Source organism: Nitrobacter sp. (assembly GCF_047149785.1).
GTDB lineage: Bacteria > Pseudomonadota > Alphaproteobacteria > Rhizobiales > Xanthobacteraceae > Nitrobacter.
Window position 1 is genome coordinate 3434006 of sequence record NZ_BAAGBE010000001.1, and the last position, 18588, is coordinate 3452593.

The following is an 18588-nucleotide window of genomic DNA, read 5'->3' on the forward strand; positions in this document are numbered from 1 at the left end:
GAACCTCCCTCGGGAGGGTCGATCGTGAACGCGGGAGCGGCCGCGATCCGCCGTGGGCCTTTCTTCTTGCTGCCCCCGAGCCGCGGCGCCATGATCGCCTTCTCGACCTTCGCCGAACCACAGACCGCGCAGGTCACGAGCTTGCGTTTGACCTGCGAGTCATAGGACGCGGAGCTTTGGAACCAGCTTTCGAAGGTGTGGCCGCGCTCGCAGCGCAGATTGTAGCGGATCATGCCGAACCTCGCACCAGATGCAGATGGTCGCCTGTCGACTTATGATCGGCGAAGGAAAAGCGTCGCCCGTGCTGCAACGACGGCACGGCGTTGCGCGCGGCCGCGACCTTGGCCGGGTCGATCGTCGCCAGCACGACGCCGGGCTCAAGGCCGCCGGCTTCGGCCAGTATGGCGCCCCAGGGATCGACGATCAGCGAATGGCCGAATGTTTCGCGCCTGTTCTCGTGCAAACCGGCCTGAGCGGCGGCGAACACGAAGCAGCCGTTTTCGATGGCGCGGGCGCGCAGCAGCGTGTGCCAGTGCGCCTCGCCGGTCTTTCGGGTGAAGGCCGAGGGCACGGTGAGGAACGACGCGCCGGCCTCGGCCAGCGCGCGGTACAGCGCCGGAAAGCGGAGGTCGTAGCAGATCGTCATGCCGAGCCTGCCCCAGGGCAGGTCCGCGATCACGGCGGTTTCGCCGGGCTGATAGTTGGCGGACTCCCGGTAGCTTTCGCCGCCGCCGAGATCGATATCGAACATGTGGATCTTGTCGTAGCGCGCAAGGACGTCGCCGGACGGCCCGATCAGGAACGAGCGGTTGACGGCTTTGTCGGGCGTGGCCCGTAATGCCAGCGAGCCGACGTTGAGATGGATTTTCAACTCGCGCGCCAGATCGCGGTAAGCGGCGAGCGAGCGGTCGTCGTCCTCGCTTCGCAGGTGCTCGAACAGCGCGATGCGATCTGTCTGCATGATGTTGCTGACTTCGGGAGTCTGAATGAAGTGCGCGCCTTGCGCCGCCGCCTCGCGGATCAGCCTTGCGCCCTGATCGAGATTCGGCTCCGGCAGAAGACCGCTGCGCATCTGGATCATCGCCGCGACGAACGTGGTCTCGGTGCTCATGTCGTTGCCTTTCGCCCGCGAACAGGAACGAGGCTCCGGGTTCGAAGTTCAATTTATATGGGAGCTTTCATGGTGTCGACAACCCGGGCGAACACCAGCACGTCCACCTGTGCGGCCTTGGCGCGCAACAGCACGCGCGCGCAAGCATCCACCGTCGCGCCCGAGGTCAGGACATCGTCGATCAGGACGATCCGGCGGCCTTGAATCTGGCCGGCGCGAGCGGTCGCGACCTTGAACGCGCCCTGCACGTTGCGGGCGCGGTCGGTCCGCGACAATCCGACCTGCTGCCGGGTTGGGCGGATGCGCTGCAGAGCATCGGCCCTGACCGGCACGCCGGATTGTGCGGCGATGACGCGCGCCAGCGCGCCGGACTGGTTGTAGCGGCGGCTCCAGCCGCGCCGCCAATGCAACGGCACGGGAATCAGAATATCAGCGCCGTCGAGCAGTTCGGTGCCGGCGCGCGCCATCCAGCGTCCCATCGCGGGCGCGAGGCCGGTGCGGTCCTGATATTTCAGCGCGTGGACCAGCACCTTGGCGACATCGTCGTAGCGCACCGCGGCGCGGGCGCGCTGATAGGCGGGAGGATCGGCGATCGCCTCCATCGACAGCATGTCGGAGCCCGGATCGTAAACAAAGGGGATGCCGAGGCGGGGACAATAAGGGCGTTCGATGAACGACAGTTGCGTCCAGCACGCCGCACAGACGCCGACGCCCGCGACCGGTTCGCGACAGGCGACGCAGAGCGTCGGCAGTGCGATATCGAGCGCCGTTCGCGCCGCGTGGGACAATGCGCCGGAACAGGCCCGCCACACGCCGCGCAGCCGATCGGCTCGGGGCGGCGAAGCCCGGCTGTCCGTCGAGGCGTCCATGGGTGATGAGGCTAATCCTCGAGGCGGCGGTACTCAAGCCGGACAGAACAAGTCCCTTGCCCCGGACGCGATGCAATACGCAGTATTGCGTCGCTGAGCCGGGGCCGCCGCGTTGCGAGGCAACGGCCGGTTCTGCAACGAGACAACCGCATTGCGCAGCCGACGGATGCAGGAGCGTATGGGTCCCTGCGTGCGCAGGGACGACCTGCGGTGAACGGTTGCGATTGCCAGCGGCCGCATGATCGGCGTACCAAGCCGCATGGCCCCGAACCCGTCCCCGCCTGTTCTGTTCGACCGCGCTTTGCTGCGCGTGCGGCAGGGCCGCGCGGCCAGAACGGGACCCGCGACGTTCCTGCTCGATCGCGTCGCGGAGGATATGGCGGAGCGCCTGCGGGCCGTGTTGCGCATCTTCCAGCATGGAGCGGATGTCGGTACGCCGGGCGATCAGGTGTGCGGTGCGCTGGCGGCGCAGGTCGCGGAATTGTCGCGCGTCGATCTTTCCACTGATGAGAGCGAAGCCCTGGGGCTGACGCCGCAATCGCTCGACATCGCCGTCTCCGGGCTGGCGTTCCAGTTCGTCAACGACCTGCCGGGCGTGCTCGCGCAGGTCCGCCGCGCGCTGAAGCCGGACGGGTTGCTGCTCGCGGCCACCATCGGCGGGGAGACGCTGACCGAATTGCGTCAGGCGTTCGCCGCCGCCGAGTCCGAGCTTGAAGGCGGCGTCTCGCCGCGGGTCGCGCCGTTCGCCGATCTTCGCGACGCCGGTGCGCTGTTGCAACGCGCCGGCTTCGCGCTGCCGGTGACGGACGTCGACCGCGTCGTGGTGCGCTACGGCGATGCCTTGGCGCTGATGCACGACCTCCGCCGTATGGGCGCGGCCAATATCATGACCGAGCGGCGGCGCACACCGTTGCGTCGCGCGACGCTGTTGCGGATGGCGCAAATCTATCATGAGCGCTTCACTGACCCCGACGGCCGCATCCGCGCGACCTTCGACATCGTCTGGCTGTCGGGCTGGGCGCCGCATGAGAGCCAGCAGAAGCCGTTGCAGCCGGGATCGGCCAAGGCCAGCCTGGAGGAGGCGGTGAAGGGACGCGGCAAGACCGAATGCAAGCCGGAATGATCGCGTCCCGGGCGCGGTGCGGCATTCCCGATGCCGCTCCGCAGAACCGGGACCGCCCGAGAACGCAACCTTTGCAACGGCCCCGGCTCTGCGCAGCATCGCTTCGCGCTGCGGCGCGTCCGGGGCAAGGGTTTCTACATCAGCAACTCGATCAGCGGCGGGATCAGCGGGATGTCCGCCGGCGGCATCGGATAGTCGCGTAAGCAATTGGCGCGGACCCACTTCAGCGCCTGTCCCTCTTTCGAGACCACCTCGCCCTGCCAGCGCCGGCAGACGTAGAGCGGCATCAACAGGTGGAAACTCTCATAGGCGTGGCTGGCGAAGGTCAGCGGCGCGAGGCAGGCTTCCTGCGTCACGATGCCCAGCTCCTCGCGCAATTCGCGGATCAGCGCCTCTTCGGGGCGTTCGCCGGGCTCGAACTTGCCGCCGGGAAATTCCCACAGCCCGGCAAGCTGCTTGCCTTCGGGCCGCTGTGCGATCAGCACGCGGTTGTCGGTGTCGATCAGCGCGCAGGCGACGACGAGAGTGAGCTTCATCTGGAATGCCTTGCGTCGGAAGCAAAGTAGCCGTCAGACATGACAGCGTCATGCCCGCGCTTGTCGCGGGCATCCACGTCTTGACAGCGGCGCAGCAAGAAAGACGTGGGTGGCCGGGACGTCAGCGCGAAGACGCGCTTCGCGCTTTTGCCCGGCCATGACAAATGCAAGAATCCTTCATCGCTCACGACCGGTAATCGCCGTTGATCGCGACATACTCCTTGGTGAGGTCGCAGGTCAGCACCCGGTCGCGGCCCTTGCCCAGCCCGAGCGCCACGCTGATCCGGATGGTCGGGTTCTTCATCGCGGCTGACACTTCCGCCTCATCATAGGACGGATCGCGCGCGCCGCGGGTAGCGACGCGGATGCCGTTGAACGAAATCGAGAGCTTGTCGCGATCGGCCGGCTCGCCGGCCTTGCCCACCGCCATGACCACGCGGCCCCAGTTGGCGTCCTCGCCGGCGATCGCGGTCTTCACCAGCGGCGAATTGGCGATCGACTTGGCGATCCTGCGCGCCGACAGCTTCGAGACCGCGCCCTCGACGATGACCTCGACCAGCTTGCGCGCGCCTTCGCCGTCGCGCGCCACCTGTTCGGCGAGATCAGCCAGCACACCGTGGAACGCTTTCGCGAATGCCTTCAGGCGAGGATCGCCGGCGCGGGAGATTTTCGGCGCGCCGTGGGCGCTCGCTGCTCCGGTCGCGAACGCCAGCAGCGTGTCGGAAGTGGAGGTGTCGCTGTCGATGGTGACGGCGTTGAAGGTGTCCTCGACGCCGTTTTTCAGCAGCGACTGCAACGCCGCCGCCGAAACCGGCGCGTCGGTGAAGACGAACGACAGCATGGTCGCCATGTCTGGCGCGATCATGCCGGCGCCCTTGGCGATGCCGTTGATGGTCACAGTAGTCTTGCCGAGTTTCACGCGCGCGGTCGCGACCTTGGGAAAGGTGTCGGTGGTCATGATGGCGCGGGCCGCGTCCATCCAGCGATCGGGCGCGGCATCGCGCGCCAGCCTCTCCAGCACGCCGTTGAATTTCGTCGCATCGAGCGGTTCGCCGATCACGCCGGTCGAGGCCAGGTAGACGTCGTTTGCCTTGCAGTCCGTAGCCTTGGCTGCGATGTCGGCGGTCAGTCTGGTCGATTGGCGGCCGGTCTTGCCGGTGAAGGCATTGGCGTTGCCGGAATTCACCACCAGCGCCAGTCCTGCCTTGGAGGACTTGCCGTCCTTCAATCGCGCGCGGCACCACTCGACCGGCGCCGACGGGCACTTCGATCGGGTGAACACGCCGGCCACCGTGGTGCCTTTGTCCAGCAACGCCAGCAGCACGTCGGTGCGGCCCTTGTAGCGGATGCCGGCCTCCGCGGTCGCGAGGCGAACGCCCGCGACCGCGGGCATGTCCGGGACGTCGGTCGGGGCGAGGGGGGAGACGGCGGTGGACATGTGTGGGGCCTGTCGACAGCAAATTTCGTCGTCATGGCCGGATTTATTCCGGCCATCCACGTCTTTCTTGTTTTGAGCGCATTCCAAAGACGTGGATGGCCGGGACGCCCGCGCGAAGACGCGCTTCGCGCTTTTGCCCGGCCATGACGATTGTCAATACTATGGTTTTAGCGAAGTGACAGCGAATTTTACTTCTTCGCCGGCGCCGTCTTGCCGTCGGCGGGCTTCGCGGCGCTGGCCTTGTCTCCGCCTGCCGCAGCCGCCGGCTTGTCCATGCGTTCGACCTTCGCCGTTTCGCGCAGCTTGGCGACGTAATCGGCCTGCGCCTTGCGCGTCACATATTGCTCGATCTGCGGCTTCACCTGATCGAAGGTGGGGGCCTTGCGGTTGCGCTTCTCCTCGACCTTGATGATGTGCCAGCCGAACTGCGTCTTCACCGGATCGGAAATCTTGCCGGGCTCCAGCGAAAAGGCGACCTTGGAAAATTCCGGCACCATCTGCTCCTTGGTGAAGAAGCCGAGGTCGCCCCCGTCCGATGCGCCGGGGTCCTTGGACTCCTTCTTGGCGAGTTCGGCGAAATCCGCGCCCTTCTTCAGTTGCTCCTCGATTTTCTTGGCCTCTTCCTCGGTCGGCACAAGGATGTGGCGGGCATGCACTTCCTGTTCGCTGGTGATCTGCTTGGAGGCATCCTCATAGACTGCCTTCATGGCTTCGGGGGTGACCGCCGCCTTGCCTTCGGACGCCAGCAGCTTGTCCATGAGCAGACGCTCGCGGGCGAAGGCGAGCCGTTTTTTGAAGTCGTCGCTGTTTTCGATCTTCTTGTCCTCGGCGGCCTTGGCGATGATCTTCATGTCGATCAGGAACGACAGCACGTTCTCCTGCTTTGCCGCCGGATCCATCTGCGCGAGACTCGGACCCAATTCCTCCTCGGCGACCTTGACGTCGCTTTGGCGGATCTCCGAGCCGTTGACCTTCGCCAGCACGGGATTCAAATCATCCGCGCGGGCCGGCGTGCCGGCGAGCAGGGCCACCGCCAGCCAGCCGCCGAGGGCGGACGAGGCCAGGCGAACGCGCAGGCTGGGTTTCGTAGCGGGCAATGAGGTGGTCATGGGAAGTCCTTGATCTCCAGGAGGAGTGGTTTTGGGACGGCGGACACTCGCTCAATCATGCGGCCTTGGCAACGCGAAAACTCTGTCAAAATCATGAATTTCCGGACAGGAAGGCGGCTGCGCTTTCAGCCGTGGGGCGCTTCGCGTCGGTGGCCCGGCAACCGTTGACAACCCACCGGGTGGGCCATATCTCTGCCGGACCGGGCCGACGGCAAAGGCAGGTTCTGGCTGTGCTTTTGCGATTGAACCCCGGGTCGCCGAATCTCAACCCATGACACGGATGCTCGGCTTCCGGGACTTTCAGCCCTGATGCGTCACGATGAGTTGAGCAGATAAGGGGGGCGTGGTGGTTCAGAAGCTCGCTTCGTGGTCTCGGCGAATTCTGTCGTGATTCTGTCGTGATCCAGAGCATGATCCTGAAAAGTGGGAACCGGTTTTCGGATAAGATCATGCTCGATCGAAAGGATCAGGCTCGAGGAGACCGCCACATGGCTGCAACGCCGAACCGCGAAGACAGGAATTAGGCATGATCGGCGCGCTTGCCCGCAAGTTTTTCGGTTCCGCCAACGATCGGCGGGTCAAGGGATATCAGTCCCGCGTCAAGGCGATCAACGCTCTCGAGCCTGAAATCGCCGCGCTGTCCGACGAAGCGCTGCGGGCGCGTACCGACGAATTCAGGCAGCAGCTCGCCAACGGGGCGACCCTCGACGACCTCCTCGTTCCCGCTTTTGCCACCGTGCGCGAGGCCGGCAAGCGAACGCTCGGCCAGCGCCACTTCGACGTGCAGTTGATCGGCGGCATGGTGCTGCACGAGGGCGACATCGCCGAGATGAAGACCGGCGAAGGCAAGACGCTGGTCGCAACCCTTGCGGTCTATCTCAACGCGCTCGCCGGCAAAGGCGTCCATGTCGTCACCGTCAACGACTATCTCGCCCGCCGCGACGCCGCCTGGATGGCGCAGATCTACTCCTTCCTCGGACTGACCACCGGCGTGATCGTCCACGGCCTCGACGATGTCGAGCGCAAGGCGGCCTACGCCTGCGACATCACCTACGGCACCAACAACGAATACGGCTTCGACTATCTGCGCGACAACATGAAGTACCGTCTGGAGGACATGGTCCAGCGCGAGCACTTCTTCGCCATCGTCGACGAGGTCGACTCGATCCTGATCGACGAGGCGCGCACGCCGCTGATCATTTCCGGCCCGCTCGACGACCGCTCGGAGTTCTACAACACCATCGACACCTTCATGCCGAACCTTGAGAAGGTGACCGATTGCGAGGTCGACGAGAAGCAGCGCACGGCGACGCTCACCGAAGCCGGCATGGAGAAGATCGAGACGCTGCTGCGCGATGCCGGCCAGCTCAAGGGCGAATCGCTCTACGACATCGAGAACGTTTCCGTCGTCCACCACATCGGCCAGGCGCTTCGCGCACACTCGCTGTTCACCCGCGACAAGGACTACATCGTCCGCGACGGCGAGGTCGTCATCATCGACGAATTCACCGGCCGCATGATGCCGGGCCGCCGCTATTCGGAAGGCCTGCATCAGGCGCTGGAGGCGAAAGAGCATCAGCCGGTGCAGCCGGAGAACCAGACGCTCGCCTCGATCACCTTCCAGAACTACTTCCGGATGTACAAGAAGCTCGCGGGCATGACCGGCACCGCGGCGACGGAAGCCGACGAACTGGCCGACATCTACAAGCTCGAGGTCGTCGAGATCCCGACCAACCTGCCGATCGCGCGCCTCGACGAGGACGACGAGGTCTACCGCACCCAGAACGAGAAGTACGCCGCGATCCTGGCCGAGGTCGAGCGCGCCAACGCGCGGATGCAGCCGGTGCTGGTCGGCACCGCCTCGATCGAGAAGTCGGAAGTGCTCGCCGACTATCTGAAGAAGCACGGCTACAGGCAGATCGACTTCACCGATCCCAAGTCGATGCGGAAGCTGTACGCGGCGGCCCGCGCCGGCAAGCCGGCCAAGCTGTTCGCGGTGCTCAATGCCCGCTTCCACGAACAGGAAGCCTATATCGTGGCTGAGGCCGGCGTGCCCGGCGCCATCACCATCGCGACCAACATGGCCGGCCGCGGCACCGACATCAAGCTCGGCGGCTCGCTGGAGATGCGCGCCCAGTTCGAGACCGCCGACATCGCCGGCGAAGCTGAAAGGGAAGCGAAGCTCGCGGAGATCAAGGCCGACATCGAACGCTTCCGCGACATGGTGCTCAAGGCCGAGGAGGTCGTCGAGATCGAACCGGCCAAGGGCTCGAAGCCGGCCAAGACCGTGACCCGGCCCGGCGGCCTCTACATCATCGGCTCCGAACGTCACGAGTCGCGCCGCATCGACAACCAGTTGCGCGGCCGTTCCGGCCGCCAGGGCGATCCGGGCCGCTCGAAGTTCTTCCTGTCGCTGGAAGACGACCTGATGCGGATCTTCGGATCGGACCGGCTCGACACCATGCTGCAGCGGCTCGGCCTCAAGGAAGGCGAGGCGATCACCCATCCCTGGATCAACAAGGCGCTGGAGAAGGCGCAGCAGAAGGTCGAGGCGCGCAACTTCGACATCCGCAAGAACCTGCTGAAATACGACGACGTGCAGAACGATCAGCGCAAGGTGATCTTCGAACAGCGCGTCGATCTGATGCAGAACGACAGCGTCGCGGAAACCGTCGCCGACATGCGTCATGCGTTCGTCGAGGATCTCGTTTCCAAGCACGTGCCGGAGAACCAGTACGCCGAGCAATGGGACGTCGCCGGCCTGAAAGCCGAGCTGAAGCGCGTGCTCGACATCGATCTGCCGGTCGACGAATGGGCCGCGGAAGAGGGCATCGCCGACGAGGAGTTGCTGTCGCGTATCGAAAGCCGGGTCGACGAGCACATGGCGGCCAAGGTCGGGCAATGGGGTCCCGACGTCATGCGTTACGTCGAGAAGACCATCCTGCTGCAGACGCTCGACCATCTCTGGCGCGAACACCTGGTAATGCTCGATCACCTGCGCCAGGTCATCGGCCTGCGCGGCTACGGCCAGCGCGATCCGCTGCAGGAATACAAGTCGGAAGCCTTCTCCCTGTTCGAGGCCCTGATTGCCCACCTGCGCGAGGCGGTAACGGGCCAGTTGATGCGCGTCGAGATCGTGCCGCCCGAGGAAGAGCAGCCGGTGCTGCCCGCGATGGAAGTCCACAAGCTCGATCCCCATACCGGCGAGGACGAGATGGCGTTCGCGCAAGGCAGTTTTGCCCGGGCCTCGCTGGCGCCGGTCGTGAATGCGGACCCTTCCGGCCGCGACCCGGGCAATCCCGCGAGTTGGGGCAAGGTCGGCCGCAACGAGGATTGCCCCTGCGGATCGGGCAAGAAATACAAGCACTGCCACGGCCGCTACGCCTAGAGTCTGTTTCAACTGTGTTGAATCAGACTCGTCGCTTGTCTTTTTGTTTGAGCATGATCTTTTCCGAAAACCGGTTTCCACTTTTCGGGATCATGCTCTAGGACCAAGGTCTCTTGGAGGGCGATGAGGAGAGTGTGTAGCGGTTTCCGCCCACGTCCCGCTTTACAATATCGGAACAATATCGGAACCGATCAGGCTCATGATTCTGGATCGGTTCGATCCGAAATCGTGAACGGCTACGCGCGTCGCTCGCTCACCTCCTGCTGACCCGAGGTGGCCGTGCAAGCATCAAAATCCCATAAGCAAACCGGTCTGCCGTTCCACCGATCGGTCCACCAGCAGGGGCGCATTCCGGGCCGCAGCTATTGTTGCGCGCCCTTGTAGTAGGCGATGATATCCTTCGGTTTCAACGTCCGCGCCGACCGGCGGCCAAGAAAGTAGACCGCGCTCGCGCCGTCGGCCGCATGTGCCCGCTTGGAGAGTCTTTCGAAATAGCGAAGCCAGAACAGCCCGGTCGCCGCCATCGTGCCTATCTTATAGCTCCCGAAAAGAGAGCCGACGAAGTAGCGGATGGACCAGAGCATCACAATCGCGGGGCCGCGCGTAATGCCGCCGTCGATTTCTTCAAAATGGCGGAACAGCCAGCGATGTCCGCTAAGGGTGAAGCGGGTGAAATCGTAGGCCCCTTCGTGGACTTGCTGCATGAACGGCGTCTCCGCATAGACCACGCCGTCCGGGACCAGGACGCGATAAATCTCGGCGACGACCTGCTCGGGCGTCAGGACGTGCTCCAGGACGGCCTGGATCCAGACGCCGTGGACTGCTCCCGAGGCCAGGGGAAGCTGGTGCCCATCCGCGATAATCACGGTGAGGTCGGATTTGTAGACATCCGTTCCGATCAAGGTGAGGTCGGGATCTCGATAAAGCGCATCCGCGTCGCTGCCGATTGCGCCGCCTCCGATGATCAGGATGGTGGGGCGGGCATCCAGGCGCTTCACCTCCGCGATGAAACGATCGGCATTGGAGGCGGTCGGGCTGTCGGATCGCCAGAAGAAGCCGTGGACCTTCTGAAGAAAGCCCATGCTGCGGTCTTTGTAGGAGCTTCCAGCGGTAAGCTGCACCTCCTCGCGGGACAGCACGGAGTTGTCGAAATCGACCAGGAGGGGAACGCCGTCGAGAGCCGGAAATCCAGCTTGCGATAGCTCGCAGTTGGGGTCCTTGCATACGAAGGCGCGCCCCGGCGCACCCTCCTCGACAGCTTCAATGCGGGATTTGCAGCGCGGGCAACGCAATAGCGCCTGCACGGATAACTTCTTGGCTACCGAATTCACCTTGCCTCCGGTGGCTTACGCGTTGCCAGCCGACCGTCATGCCTCAACCTGCCCTCCGGATACGACGGTGCGCAACTGCTCCAAGGTATTACCTCCTCCGGGTTTGCGCTGGGCGACGCGGCTGGAGGCATATTGGCTTGCTAAGCTGCGGTCCAGCCGCCGTCGATCGACAGGTTGCTGCCGGTGATCTGCGCGGCATCCTCGCCGCACAGAAAGAGCGCGAGCGCCGCGACCTGCTCCACGGTGACGAACTGCTTGGTCGGCTGCGCATCCAGCAGCACATCGTTGATGACCTGCTCCCTGGTCATGTTGCGCGCCTTCATGGTATCGGGAATCTGCCTCTCCACCAGCGGCGTCCAGACATAGCCGGGGCTGATGCAGTTGCAGGTGATCTTGTGGGTCGCAAGCTCCAGCGCCACGGTCTTGGTGAGCCCGGCGATGCCGTGTTTGGCGGCGACGTAGGCCGATTTGAAGGGCGAGGCCACCAGCGAATGCGCCGAGGCGGTGTTGATGATGCGGCCCCAGCCGCGCGTCTTCATTCCGGGAACGGCGGCGCGGATGGCGTGGAACGCGGACGACAGGTTGATGGCGATGATCGCGTCCCACTTTTCGACCGGAAAGTCCTCGACCGGCGAGACGAACTGAATACCCGCGTTATTCACGAGGATATCGACCGAACCGAAGGTCGTTTCGCCGAGCGCGATCATGCCCGCGATCTCGGCAGGCTTGGTCATGTCGGCCGGCGAATGGACCGCCCTGACCTCGAACTCGGCCTCGATGGCGGAGCGTTCCTTCTCGATGTCGGCCGCTGCTCCGAAGCCGTTGATCACGACGTTGGCGCCGGCGCCGGCGAAGGCGCGCGCATAAGCGAGGCCTATGCCGCTCGTGGATCCCGTCACGACCGCCGTCTTGCCTTTCAAATTCGTCATCGTTGTCTCCTGTCGGAGCCTTCACGCAGCCGTTATCGTTCCTCGGTGGTTGCCAGAACGAGCGTCCAGAACACCTTGTACTTGGTGTCCGGAGCATAGGTCGCGGCGATGCCCAGTTTTGTGACGCCGTTCTTGAGCATGTTCGCCCGGTGAGGCGGCGAATCGCGCCAGCCCGAAAATGCCTCGGCGAGGGTGTGATAGCCCGCGCCGATGTTCTCGACCGCCAGCGTCGCCGGATAGCCCGCCGCCGCCAGCCGTTTCGGCAACGTTCCGGCCACGTTGTGGTCCATCTTGTTGCGTTTGGCCATGGCCATCGATTGCGTTTCGGCGACCTGCATCAGTTCCGGATCGACCGTCACCGGACCGAGACCATTATTGGCGCGATAGCCGGAAATCATGGACGCCGCCACCACGGGATCCAGCTTCGCCCCGCCGTGGGCCATGTCGAGATAAAACGCCGGCTGCTCCGGAGCAGGCGGTTTGTCCGCGGCGCATCCGGCGAGCGCCAGAAGGCCGAGAATCGCGGCAAAGGTACGGATCATTCATAATTCCCCCATTAGCGGGCGTTGTTGCACACCAACCGTGGCTGAAAGGTGAACGATCTCAGGCCGGGTCCGCGAAAATGCGGTAGCGCCTGGGCTGCAGGCCGACGACCTCGCCGTCGCGAAGATCGCGGTCGCGCGGTGCGTCGATTTCAATGACGGTCTCGCCCCGGCTGCCGGACAATGCGATGTCGGCGCGCTGGATCGGGCCGAAGGTCCGTACCCGCCGCACGGTTCCTTCGAGACCGCCCCAGCCGGGCGGACTGATCTGCATATCGTGACGGCGAACGAACAGTTTCGACGGCCCCGATGTTCCGCACTCTGCGGCGATGTTCAGCGGCGTGTCGCCGAGCCGGATCACCCCGTCCTGAACGTCGACCGACAGGACGATCGATTCACCGATGAAGCCGTGGACGAACGCCGTCTGCGGGTTGTCATAGACGTCGGTCGGCGTTCCGATCTGCTCGATGCGTCCCTTGTCCATCACCACAACGCTGTTGGCGACTTCGAGCGCCTCCTCCTGATCGTGGGTCACGAAGATGGAGGTGACGTTGATTTCCTCGTGCAGCGAACGCAGCCAGGTCCGCAGTTCCTTGCGCACCTTGGCGTCGAGCGCGCCGAACGGCTCGTCGAGCAACAGAACCCGCGGTTCGATCGCGAGCGCGCGCGCCAGCGCGATGCGCTGACGCTGGCCGCCCGAGAGCTGGCCCGGATAGCGGTCGGACAGCCAGTCGAGCTGGACGAGGTCGAGCAGGTCCTTGACGCGCGCGCGGATGCCGGCTTCATCCTTGCGAACGGCGCGGGGCTGCACCCGCAAACCGAACGCGACGTTCTCGAACACCGTCATGTGGCGGAACAGCGCATAATGCTGGAAGACGAACCCGACGCTCCGTTCGCCCGCGCCGCGCGCCAGCGCGTTCTCGCCGTCGAACGAGACCTCCCCGGTATCCGGCCAGTCGAGCCCGGCGATAATGCGCAGCAGCGTGGTCTTGCCGGATCCCGATGGCCCGAGCAGCGCCATCAGCTCGCCATGCGGAACCTTGAGATCGACATGGTCCAGCGCGACGAAGGCGCCGAACTTTTTCACGATATTACGAACTTCAATGGTCACTCGGTCGTTGTCCTTCGTCGAGATGCCGCTCGAGAACGGTCTTCACCACCAGGGTGACCAGCGCCAGCATGGCCAGCAGCGAAGCGATCGCGAACGCCGATACGAACTGATATTCGTTGTAGAGGATTTCGACCAGCAGCGGCATGGTGTTGGTCTCCCCGCGGATATGACCGGAGACGACGGACACCGCGCCGAATTCGCCCATCGCGCGGGCGTTGCAAAGCAGCACGCCGTACAGCAACCCCCATTTGATGTTCGGCAGCGTGACGCGGAAGAAGGTCTGCAACCCGGACGCCCCGAGCGACAGCGCCGCTTCCTCCTCCGCCGTGCCCTGCTCCTGCATCAACGGGATCAACGCGCGCGACACGAAGGGAAAGGTCACGAACGTGGTCGCCAGCGCGATGCCGGGCAGCGCGAACAGAAGCTGGATGTTGTGATCCTGCAGCCAGGGCCCGAGGAGACCCTGCCCGCCGAACAACAGCACGAACACCAGACCGGCGATGACCGGACTGACGGAGAACGGAAGATCGATCAATGTGATGAGCAGCGTCTTTCCGGGAAACTCGAACTTGGCGACGGCCCATGCGGCGATCAATCCGAACACCAGATTGAGGCCGACCGAAATCGCCGCGACGATCAATGTCAGCTCGATCGCCGACAGAGCCTCGGGATCGGCAAGAGCGACGAAATAGGCATGCGCCCCCCTGGCGAATGCTTCCGCGAATACGATCGCCAGCGGCAACACGATGAACACGGAGAGAAACAGGATGGTGAAGCCGATCAGCAGAGCGCGCACCCAGCGCGGCTCGGAACGGGCGTCGGTCCGCTCGAGCGGAACCGCGATCGCGGTTTCAGGCATCGAGGTCGCCTCTCAATGCGCCGGCACGCGTAGCTGCGCCCAGCGTTGCATGCGGTTGACGAGGAAGATGACCATGAACGCCACCACCAGCATCACGACGGCGATCGCCGTCGCGTCGGCATAGCGGAATTCCGACAGCCGGATCACGATCAAGAGCGGCGCGATCTCCGACACGTTCGGCAGGTTTCCGGCGATGAAGATCACCGAACCGTATTCACCGACCGCGCGCGCGAATGCGAGAGCAAAGCCCGTCAGCAGCGCGGGCAGAAGGCTCGGCAGAATGACGCGGGACACCGTCTGCCAGCGGTTGGCGCCGAGGCTCGCGGCCGCCTCCTCGATCTCCGGATCGAGATCGATCAGCACCGGTTGCACGGTGCGCACCACGAAGGGAATGCCGATAAACACCATCGCGACGAAGATGCCGAGCGGGGTGAACGACACCTTGACGCCGAGCACCGCCAGCGGCGCGCCGAGCCAGCCGTTCTGCGCGAACAGCGTCGTCAGCGCGATTCCCGCGACGGCGGTCGGCAACGCGAACGGAACGTCCACGATCGCATCGAAGATGCGGCGGCCGGGGAACCGGTAACGCACCAGCGCCCAGACGATGACGCTTCCCATCACCAGGTTGACCAGCGCGGCAAGGAACGCGAGTCCGAATGAAATCTTGAGCGCATTCAACGTTCGCCGGCTGGTGACGATGTCAAGGAACTGGGCGAGGCTCAAGTCGGACGACTTGAGAAACAAACCTGCAAGCGGAATCAGGATGATGACCGAGAGCCATGTCAGCGTCAGCCCCATGGTGAGGCCAAATCCCGGCAAGGTCCGTCGTCGTCCCGATCCTCCGTTCACGTGGTCCTGCTCCGCCCCGCCGCATCAGTTCTTGTAGATCTGATCGAAGACGCCGCCTTCGCCGAAGTGGACCTTCTGCGCCTTGGTCCAGCCGCCGAACACATCGTCGATCTTGAACAGTTCAACCTTGGGAAATGCATCGGCATACTTCTTGATGATGTCGGGATCGGTCGGACGATAGAAATTCCGCGCAGCGATCTCCTGCGCCTCCCGCGTATACCAATACTTCAGATATGCCTCGGCAACGGCACGCGTTCCCTTCCTGTCCACCACTTTGTCGACCACGGCAACGGGCGGTTCCGCCAGGATGGAGATCGACGGCACCACGATCTCGAACTTGTCCTTGCCGAACTCCTTGAGCGCGAGAAAGGCTTCGTTCTCCCAGGCGAGCAACACGTCGCCGACGCCGCGCTCGACGAAGGTGACTGTCGAACCACGGGCGCCGGTATCGAGCACCGGAACGTGCTTGTAGATATCGGCGACAAATTGTCTCGCCTTGTCCTCTCCACCGAATGTCTTCAGCGCATAGCCCCATGCCGCCAGATAATTCCAGCGCGCGCCGCCGGAGGTCTTCGGATTCGGCGTAATGACGCTGACGCCCGGCTTGATCAGATCGTTCCAGTCCTTGATGCCCTTGGGATTGCCCTTGCGCACCAGGAAGACGATGGTGGAGGTATAGGGTGAGGAATTCCGCGGCAGCCGCTTCTGCCAGTCCTTCGCCAGCAGTCCCCGTTCGGCGATCGCGTCGATATCGTAGGCGAGCGCCAGCGTGACGACATCGGCCTGCAAACCGTCGATCACAGAGCGCGCCTGTTTTCCGGACCCGCCGTGGGACTGCTTGATCTCGACGCTCTTGCCGGTTTCCTTCTGGTAGGCCGCGGCGAAAGCCTTGTTGAAATCGACATAGAGTTCGCGCGTCGGATCGTATGAGACATTCAACAGCGAGACGTCGGCCGCGTATGCAGAGCCGGTCCAGATCAATCCGGCCAAGACTAGAAAGCTACGACGAAGCATTTTCATCTCCATAAGGCCCGCTCGCGCGATCATCGCCGCGGACCCATGAAACTCGTCAAACGGCAGCTTCAAGTCAACGAAACCACATTTCAATGTTTGCGGCGGCGCAGGGTCATTCCACTACGAAGTCTTCATCGTGTGGATGCCGCATTCCGTCTTGGCCCTGCCGCGCCAGCGGCCGGCGCGCGCGTCTTCATCGGCGCTGGCGCGCGATGTGCATGGCATGCAGCCGACGGACAGAAATCCCGATGCGACGAGCGGGTGCGGCGGCAGCTTCGCCGACGCATAGATCGCCTCGATGTCGGCGCGCGAGGCATTCGCGAACGGATTGAATTTCAGCCGCGCCCCGTCATCCTCGACCACCGGAATGTCGACGCGCAGGCCGCCCTGAAACCGCTTGCGACCGTTGATCCAGGCGTCGAACGGCGTAAGCGCGCGCGCCAGCGGCTCCACTTTCCGGATGCGGCAGCAGGCATCGGGATCGGTGAACCACAACTCGCGATCGGGGTCCTTGTGTTTCAACGCATCCTCGGACGGTTGAATGGAGCGGACGTCTTTCAACCCGAGCACCGAGATCAACGTGTCGCGATAGGCGAGCGTCTCCTCGAACAGCCATCCGGTGTCGAGGAAGATCACGGCAATGGCCGGATCGACGTCCGCCATCACCTTCAGAAGCGCCGCCGACTCGGTGCCGAACGAGGATACCAGCGCCAGCCTTTCGCGTCCGACCGTGCGCAGCGCCGCCTCGATGACATCCGCTGGCGAAGCATCGCGCAACGCGTCGTTCAGCGTCGACGCGGACAGAAACGCCGGTGTCGCGCTCGTCGACGCCGGCCGTGTCGCCGCGCTTGAAGCGGCACTTTTGTTGTCAGGCAAAGACGTCATTCGGCCGCCATCCGGAATGTCTGCGACAGTGAATTCGGGTTTGAGTTGCGCCACGGCGCGGAGCGCGAAACCACATCGCCGATTACGAGAATCGCAGGGCCGCCGTCGATCCGGCGAACCAGCGCCGGCAGGCGATCCAGCGTGCCGACGACGGCTTTCGCATCAGGACGGGTGGCGCGCGCGAACACGCCGACCGGGGTTTCCGGCGAACGCCCGGCCGCGAGCAGGCCGGCACAAATCGCGTCGGCCGCCGTGATTCCCATGTAGACGACGACCGTCATCTTCCGGTCGGTCAGCGCCGACCAGTCCACGCTCTCCGCATCCCGCGCTTTGTGCGCGGTGAGGAAGGTGACGCGCAGCGCCTCGTGGCGGAAGGTCAGCGGCACCTCCGATTCCGCAGCCGCGCCGAGCGCGGCCGTGATTCCCGGAACCACCGAACAGGCGACACCGGCCTCACGCAAGGCCTCGACCTCTTCGCCGCCGCGCCCGAAAATAAAGGGATCGCCGCCCTTGAGGCGCACGGCCCGCTGCCCCGACTTCGCCGCATCGATCAGCAGGCGGTTGATCGCGTCCTGGCCGATGCCGGGCTTGCCGACGCGGCGGCCCACCGGGATGCGCGCGGCGTCGCGGCGCGCGCGATCGAGGATTTCCGGCGAAACCAGTTCGTCATAGAAGACGATGTCGGCGTCCTGCAACGCACGCAGCGCTTTAATGGTGAGCAGATCCGGATCGCCCGGCCCGGCGCCGACCAGCGTGACGCGACCTTCGGCCTGTCGCGATGCCTGTTCGCCCGCGTAAGCGGACGGATCGGCAATCGCTGTCAGCGCGTCGTCGGCCTCATTGGAGCGGCCGGCGAGAACCGCAGCGCCGATCGGACCATCGACGACGCGCTCCCAGAAGCGACGACGCAACGGCGCATGAGCAATGCGATCGTGAACCGGCTTGCGCCAGCGCCCGATCAGGGCCGCGAGATCACCGATCCGCGCCGGCAATGCTGCCTCGATGCGCTCGCGTACGCGGCGCGCCACCACCGGCGACGCGCCGCCGGTGCCGACCGCCGCCACCACGTCGCCGCGATCGACGATCGCCGGGACGATGAAACTCGAATGCGCCGGATCGTCCATCACGTTGACGGGTACACCGGCCGCGCGCGCGCGCGCCGCTACAGTCACGCCGATCTCGCTGGCCCCGGCGCAGAACACCGCTGCGATGCCACTCAGATCGGCCGTGAGGGGGTCGCCTTCTACATGCTCGATCCGCGATGCGGCGGCAGGATCGAAACCGGTAATCGCAAAATCGCCGTCGGTCGCATGCCAACGCACGCGCGCCTCCGCGGCCAGCAGCAGGCGCAGCCTGGCCCGAACTGGATCGCCCGCTCCGATCAGAAGGATCGGGCCGGCGTGCGTATCGAGAAAGATCGGAAGGAATTTCATTGATGTTTCGTCTTCCCCATCATCGGGGTTGACTGAAATTATTTTCTATTTATGTATCTTG

The 18588-nt window shown here is 64.4% G+C and carries 16 protein-coding genes and 1 pseudogene; 2 read left to right on the forward strand and 15 right to left on the reverse strand.

Annotation, left to right across the window (positions count from 1 at the left end):
* Positions 1-29: 29 nt before the first annotated feature.
* The 3 genes and pseudogenes from ACMDCM_RS16035 to ACMDCM_RS16045 form a co-directional block, all read right to left on the reverse strand.
* Positions 30-233: pseudogene (locus ACMDCM_RS16035) on the reverse strand (DUF1178 family protein); the annotation flags it as partial.
* The gene (locus tag ACMDCM_RS16040; RefSeq protein ID WP_412774475.1) at positions 230-1111 is read right to left on the reverse strand and encodes a carbon-nitrogen hydrolase family protein; all 882 of its coding nucleotides are present in this window, start codon (positions 1109-1111) and stop codon (positions 230-232) included. The gene ACMDCM_RS16040 and the pseudogene ACMDCM_RS16035, both read right to left, overlap by 4 nt.
* Positions 1112-1164: 53 nt before the next feature.
* Positions 1165-1980, reverse strand: a complete 816-nt coding sequence (locus ACMDCM_RS16045; protein WP_412774476.1) for a ComF family protein — start codon at positions 1978-1980, stop codon at positions 1165-1167.
* Positions 1981-2218: 238 nt separating this feature from the next.
* Here ACMDCM_RS16045 and ACMDCM_RS16050 point away from each other — a divergent pair, with 238 nt between their 5' ends.
* Complete coding sequence (locus ACMDCM_RS16050; RefSeq protein ID WP_412774477.1) at positions 2219-3103, forward strand: methyltransferase domain-containing protein; 885 nt, start codon at positions 2219-2221, stop codon at positions 3101-3103.
* Between the two features lie 134 nt (positions 3104-3237).
* On the opposite strand, the gene mutT is transcribed toward ACMDCM_RS16050, so the two are convergent.
* The 3 genes from mutT to ACMDCM_RS16065 all read right to left on the reverse strand — a co-directional run bounded on the left by mutT (position 3238) and on the right by ACMDCM_RS16065 (position 6186).
* Complete coding sequence (mutT, locus tag ACMDCM_RS16055) at positions 3238-3639, reverse strand: 8-oxo-dGTP diphosphatase MutT (RefSeq protein ID WP_412774478.1); 402 nt, start codon at positions 3637-3639, stop codon at positions 3238-3240.
* Positions 3640-3823: 184 nt separating this feature from the next.
* A complete protein-coding gene (argJ, locus tag ACMDCM_RS16060) occupies positions 3824-5077 on the reverse strand; it encodes a bifunctional glutamate N-acetyltransferase/amino-acid acetyltransferase ArgJ (RefSeq protein ID WP_412774479.1) in 1254 nt (417 codons plus the stop codon).
* A gap of 188 nt (positions 5078-5265) precedes the next feature.
* Positions 5266-6186 carry a peptidylprolyl isomerase gene (locus tag ACMDCM_RS16065; protein ID WP_412774480.1) on the reverse strand — a complete coding sequence of 307 codons (921 nt, stop codon included), beginning with the start codon at positions 6184-6186 and terminating at the stop codon, positions 5266-5268.
* Between the two features lie 526 nt (positions 6187-6712).
* Here ACMDCM_RS16065 and secA point away from each other — a divergent pair.
* Complete coding sequence (gene secA / locus ACMDCM_RS16070; RefSeq protein WP_412774481.1) at positions 6713-9574, forward strand: preprotein translocase subunit SecA; 2862 nt, start codon at positions 6713-6715, stop codon at positions 9572-9574.
* Between the two features lie 362 nt (positions 9575-9936).
* On the opposite strand, the gene ACMDCM_RS16075 is transcribed toward secA, so the two are convergent.
* From ACMDCM_RS16075 to cysG, 9 genes are all read right to left on the reverse strand, one after another.
* Positions 9937-10905 (reverse strand): methyltransferase domain-containing protein, encoded by a 969-nt coding sequence (locus ACMDCM_RS16075; RefSeq protein WP_412774482.1) that lies wholly within the window; start codon positions 10903-10905, stop codon positions 9937-9939.
* Between the two features lie 140 nt (positions 10906-11045).
* Positions 11046-11834: a 3-hydroxybutyrate dehydrogenase gene (locus ACMDCM_RS16080; RefSeq protein WP_412774483.1), complete on the reverse strand. Its 789-nt coding sequence runs from the start codon at positions 11832-11834 to the stop codon at positions 11046-11048.
* A gap of 32 nt (positions 11835-11866) precedes the next feature.
* Positions 11867-12376, reverse strand: a complete 510-nt coding sequence (locus ACMDCM_RS16085) for a CAP domain-containing protein (RefSeq protein ID WP_412774484.1) — start codon at positions 12374-12376, stop codon at positions 11867-11869.
* A gap of 61 nt (positions 12377-12437) precedes the next feature.
* Positions 12438-13487, reverse strand: coding sequence for a sulfate/molybdate ABC transporter ATP-binding protein (locus tag ACMDCM_RS16090; protein WP_412774485.1), 1050 nt, complete (start codon positions 13485-13487; stop codon positions 12438-12440).
* Positions 13477-14346, reverse strand: coding sequence for a sulfate ABC transporter permease subunit CysW (gene cysW / locus ACMDCM_RS16095; RefSeq protein WP_412774486.1), 870 nt, complete (start codon positions 14344-14346; stop codon positions 13477-13479). Before cysW ends, ACMDCM_RS16090 begins: the two co-directional genes overlap by 11 nt.
* A gap of 12 nt (positions 14347-14358) precedes the next feature.
* A complete protein-coding gene (gene cysT, locus ACMDCM_RS16100; protein ID WP_412774487.1) occupies positions 14359-15195 on the reverse strand; it encodes a sulfate ABC transporter permease subunit CysT in 837 nt (278 codons plus the stop codon).
* A 24-nt stretch (positions 15196-15219) separates the two neighbouring features.
* Positions 15220-16209 (reverse strand): sulfate ABC transporter substrate-binding protein, encoded by a 990-nt coding sequence (locus ACMDCM_RS16105; protein ID WP_412774488.1) that lies wholly within the window; start codon positions 16207-16209, stop codon positions 15220-15222.
* Between the two features lie 120 nt (positions 16210-16329).
* Positions 16330-17094 carry a phosphoadenylyl-sulfate reductase gene (locus tag ACMDCM_RS16110; protein WP_412774489.1) on the reverse strand — a complete coding sequence of 255 codons (765 nt, stop codon included), beginning with the start codon at positions 17092-17094 and terminating at the stop codon, positions 16330-16332.
* Positions 17091-18527 carry a siroheme synthase CysG gene (gene cysG, locus ACMDCM_RS16115; RefSeq protein WP_412774490.1) on the reverse strand — a complete coding sequence of 479 codons (1437 nt, stop codon included), beginning with the start codon at positions 18525-18527 and terminating at the stop codon, positions 17091-17093. Before cysG ends, ACMDCM_RS16110 begins: the two co-directional genes overlap by 4 nt.
* Positions 18528-18588 lie beyond the last annotated feature (61 nt).

Bases quoted from the DNA above. Each gene is read 5' to 3' on its own strand.
- ACMDCM_RS16050 (WP_412774477.1), top strand. From the start codon at position 2,219: ATGATCGGCGTACCAAGCCGCATGGCCCCGAACCCGTCCCCGCCTGTT.
- cysG (WP_412774490.1), bottom strand. From the start codon at position 18,527: ATGAAATTCCTTCCGATCTTTCTCGATACGCACGCCGGCCCGATCCTT.
- ACMDCM_RS16045 (WP_412774476.1), bottom strand. From the start codon at position 1,980: ATGGACGCCTCGACGGACAGCCGGGCTTCGCCGCCCCGAGCCGATCGG.
- secA (WP_412774481.1), top strand. From the start codon at position 6,713: ATGATCGGCGCGCTTGCCCGCAAGTTTTTCGGTTCCGCCAACGATCGG.
- argJ (WP_412774479.1), bottom strand. From the start codon at position 5,077: ATGTCCACCGCCGTCTCCCCCCTCGCCCCGACCGACGTCCCGGACATG.
- ACMDCM_RS16110 (WP_412774489.1), bottom strand. From the start codon at position 17,094: ATGACGTCTTTGCCTGACAACAAAAGTGCCGCTTCAAGCGCGGCGACA.
- ACMDCM_RS16065 (WP_412774480.1), bottom strand. From the start codon at position 6,186: ATGACCACCTCATTGCCCGCTACGAAACCCAGCCTGCGCGTTCGCCTG.
- cysW (WP_412774486.1), bottom strand. From the start codon at position 14,346: ATGCCTGAAACCGCGATCGCGGTTCCGCTCGAGCGGACCGACGCCCGT.
- ACMDCM_RS16080 (WP_412774483.1), bottom strand. From the start codon at position 11,834: ATGACGAATTTGAAAGGCAAGACGGCGGTCGTGACGGGATCCACGAGC.
- ACMDCM_RS16105 (WP_412774488.1), bottom strand. From the start codon at position 16,209: ATGCTTCGTCGTAGCTTTCTAGTCTTGGCCGGATTGATCTGGACCGGC.
- ACMDCM_RS16085 (WP_412774484.1), bottom strand. From the start codon at position 12,376: ATGATCCGTACCTTTGCCGCGATTCTCGGCCTTCTGGCGCTCGCCGGA.
- ACMDCM_RS16040 (WP_412774475.1), bottom strand. From the start codon at position 1,111: ATGAGCACCGAGACCACGTTCGTCGCGGCGATGATCCAGATGCGCAGC.
- mutT (WP_412774478.1), bottom strand. From the start codon at position 3,639: ATGAAGCTCACTCTCGTCGTCGCCTGCGCGCTGATCGACACCGACAAC.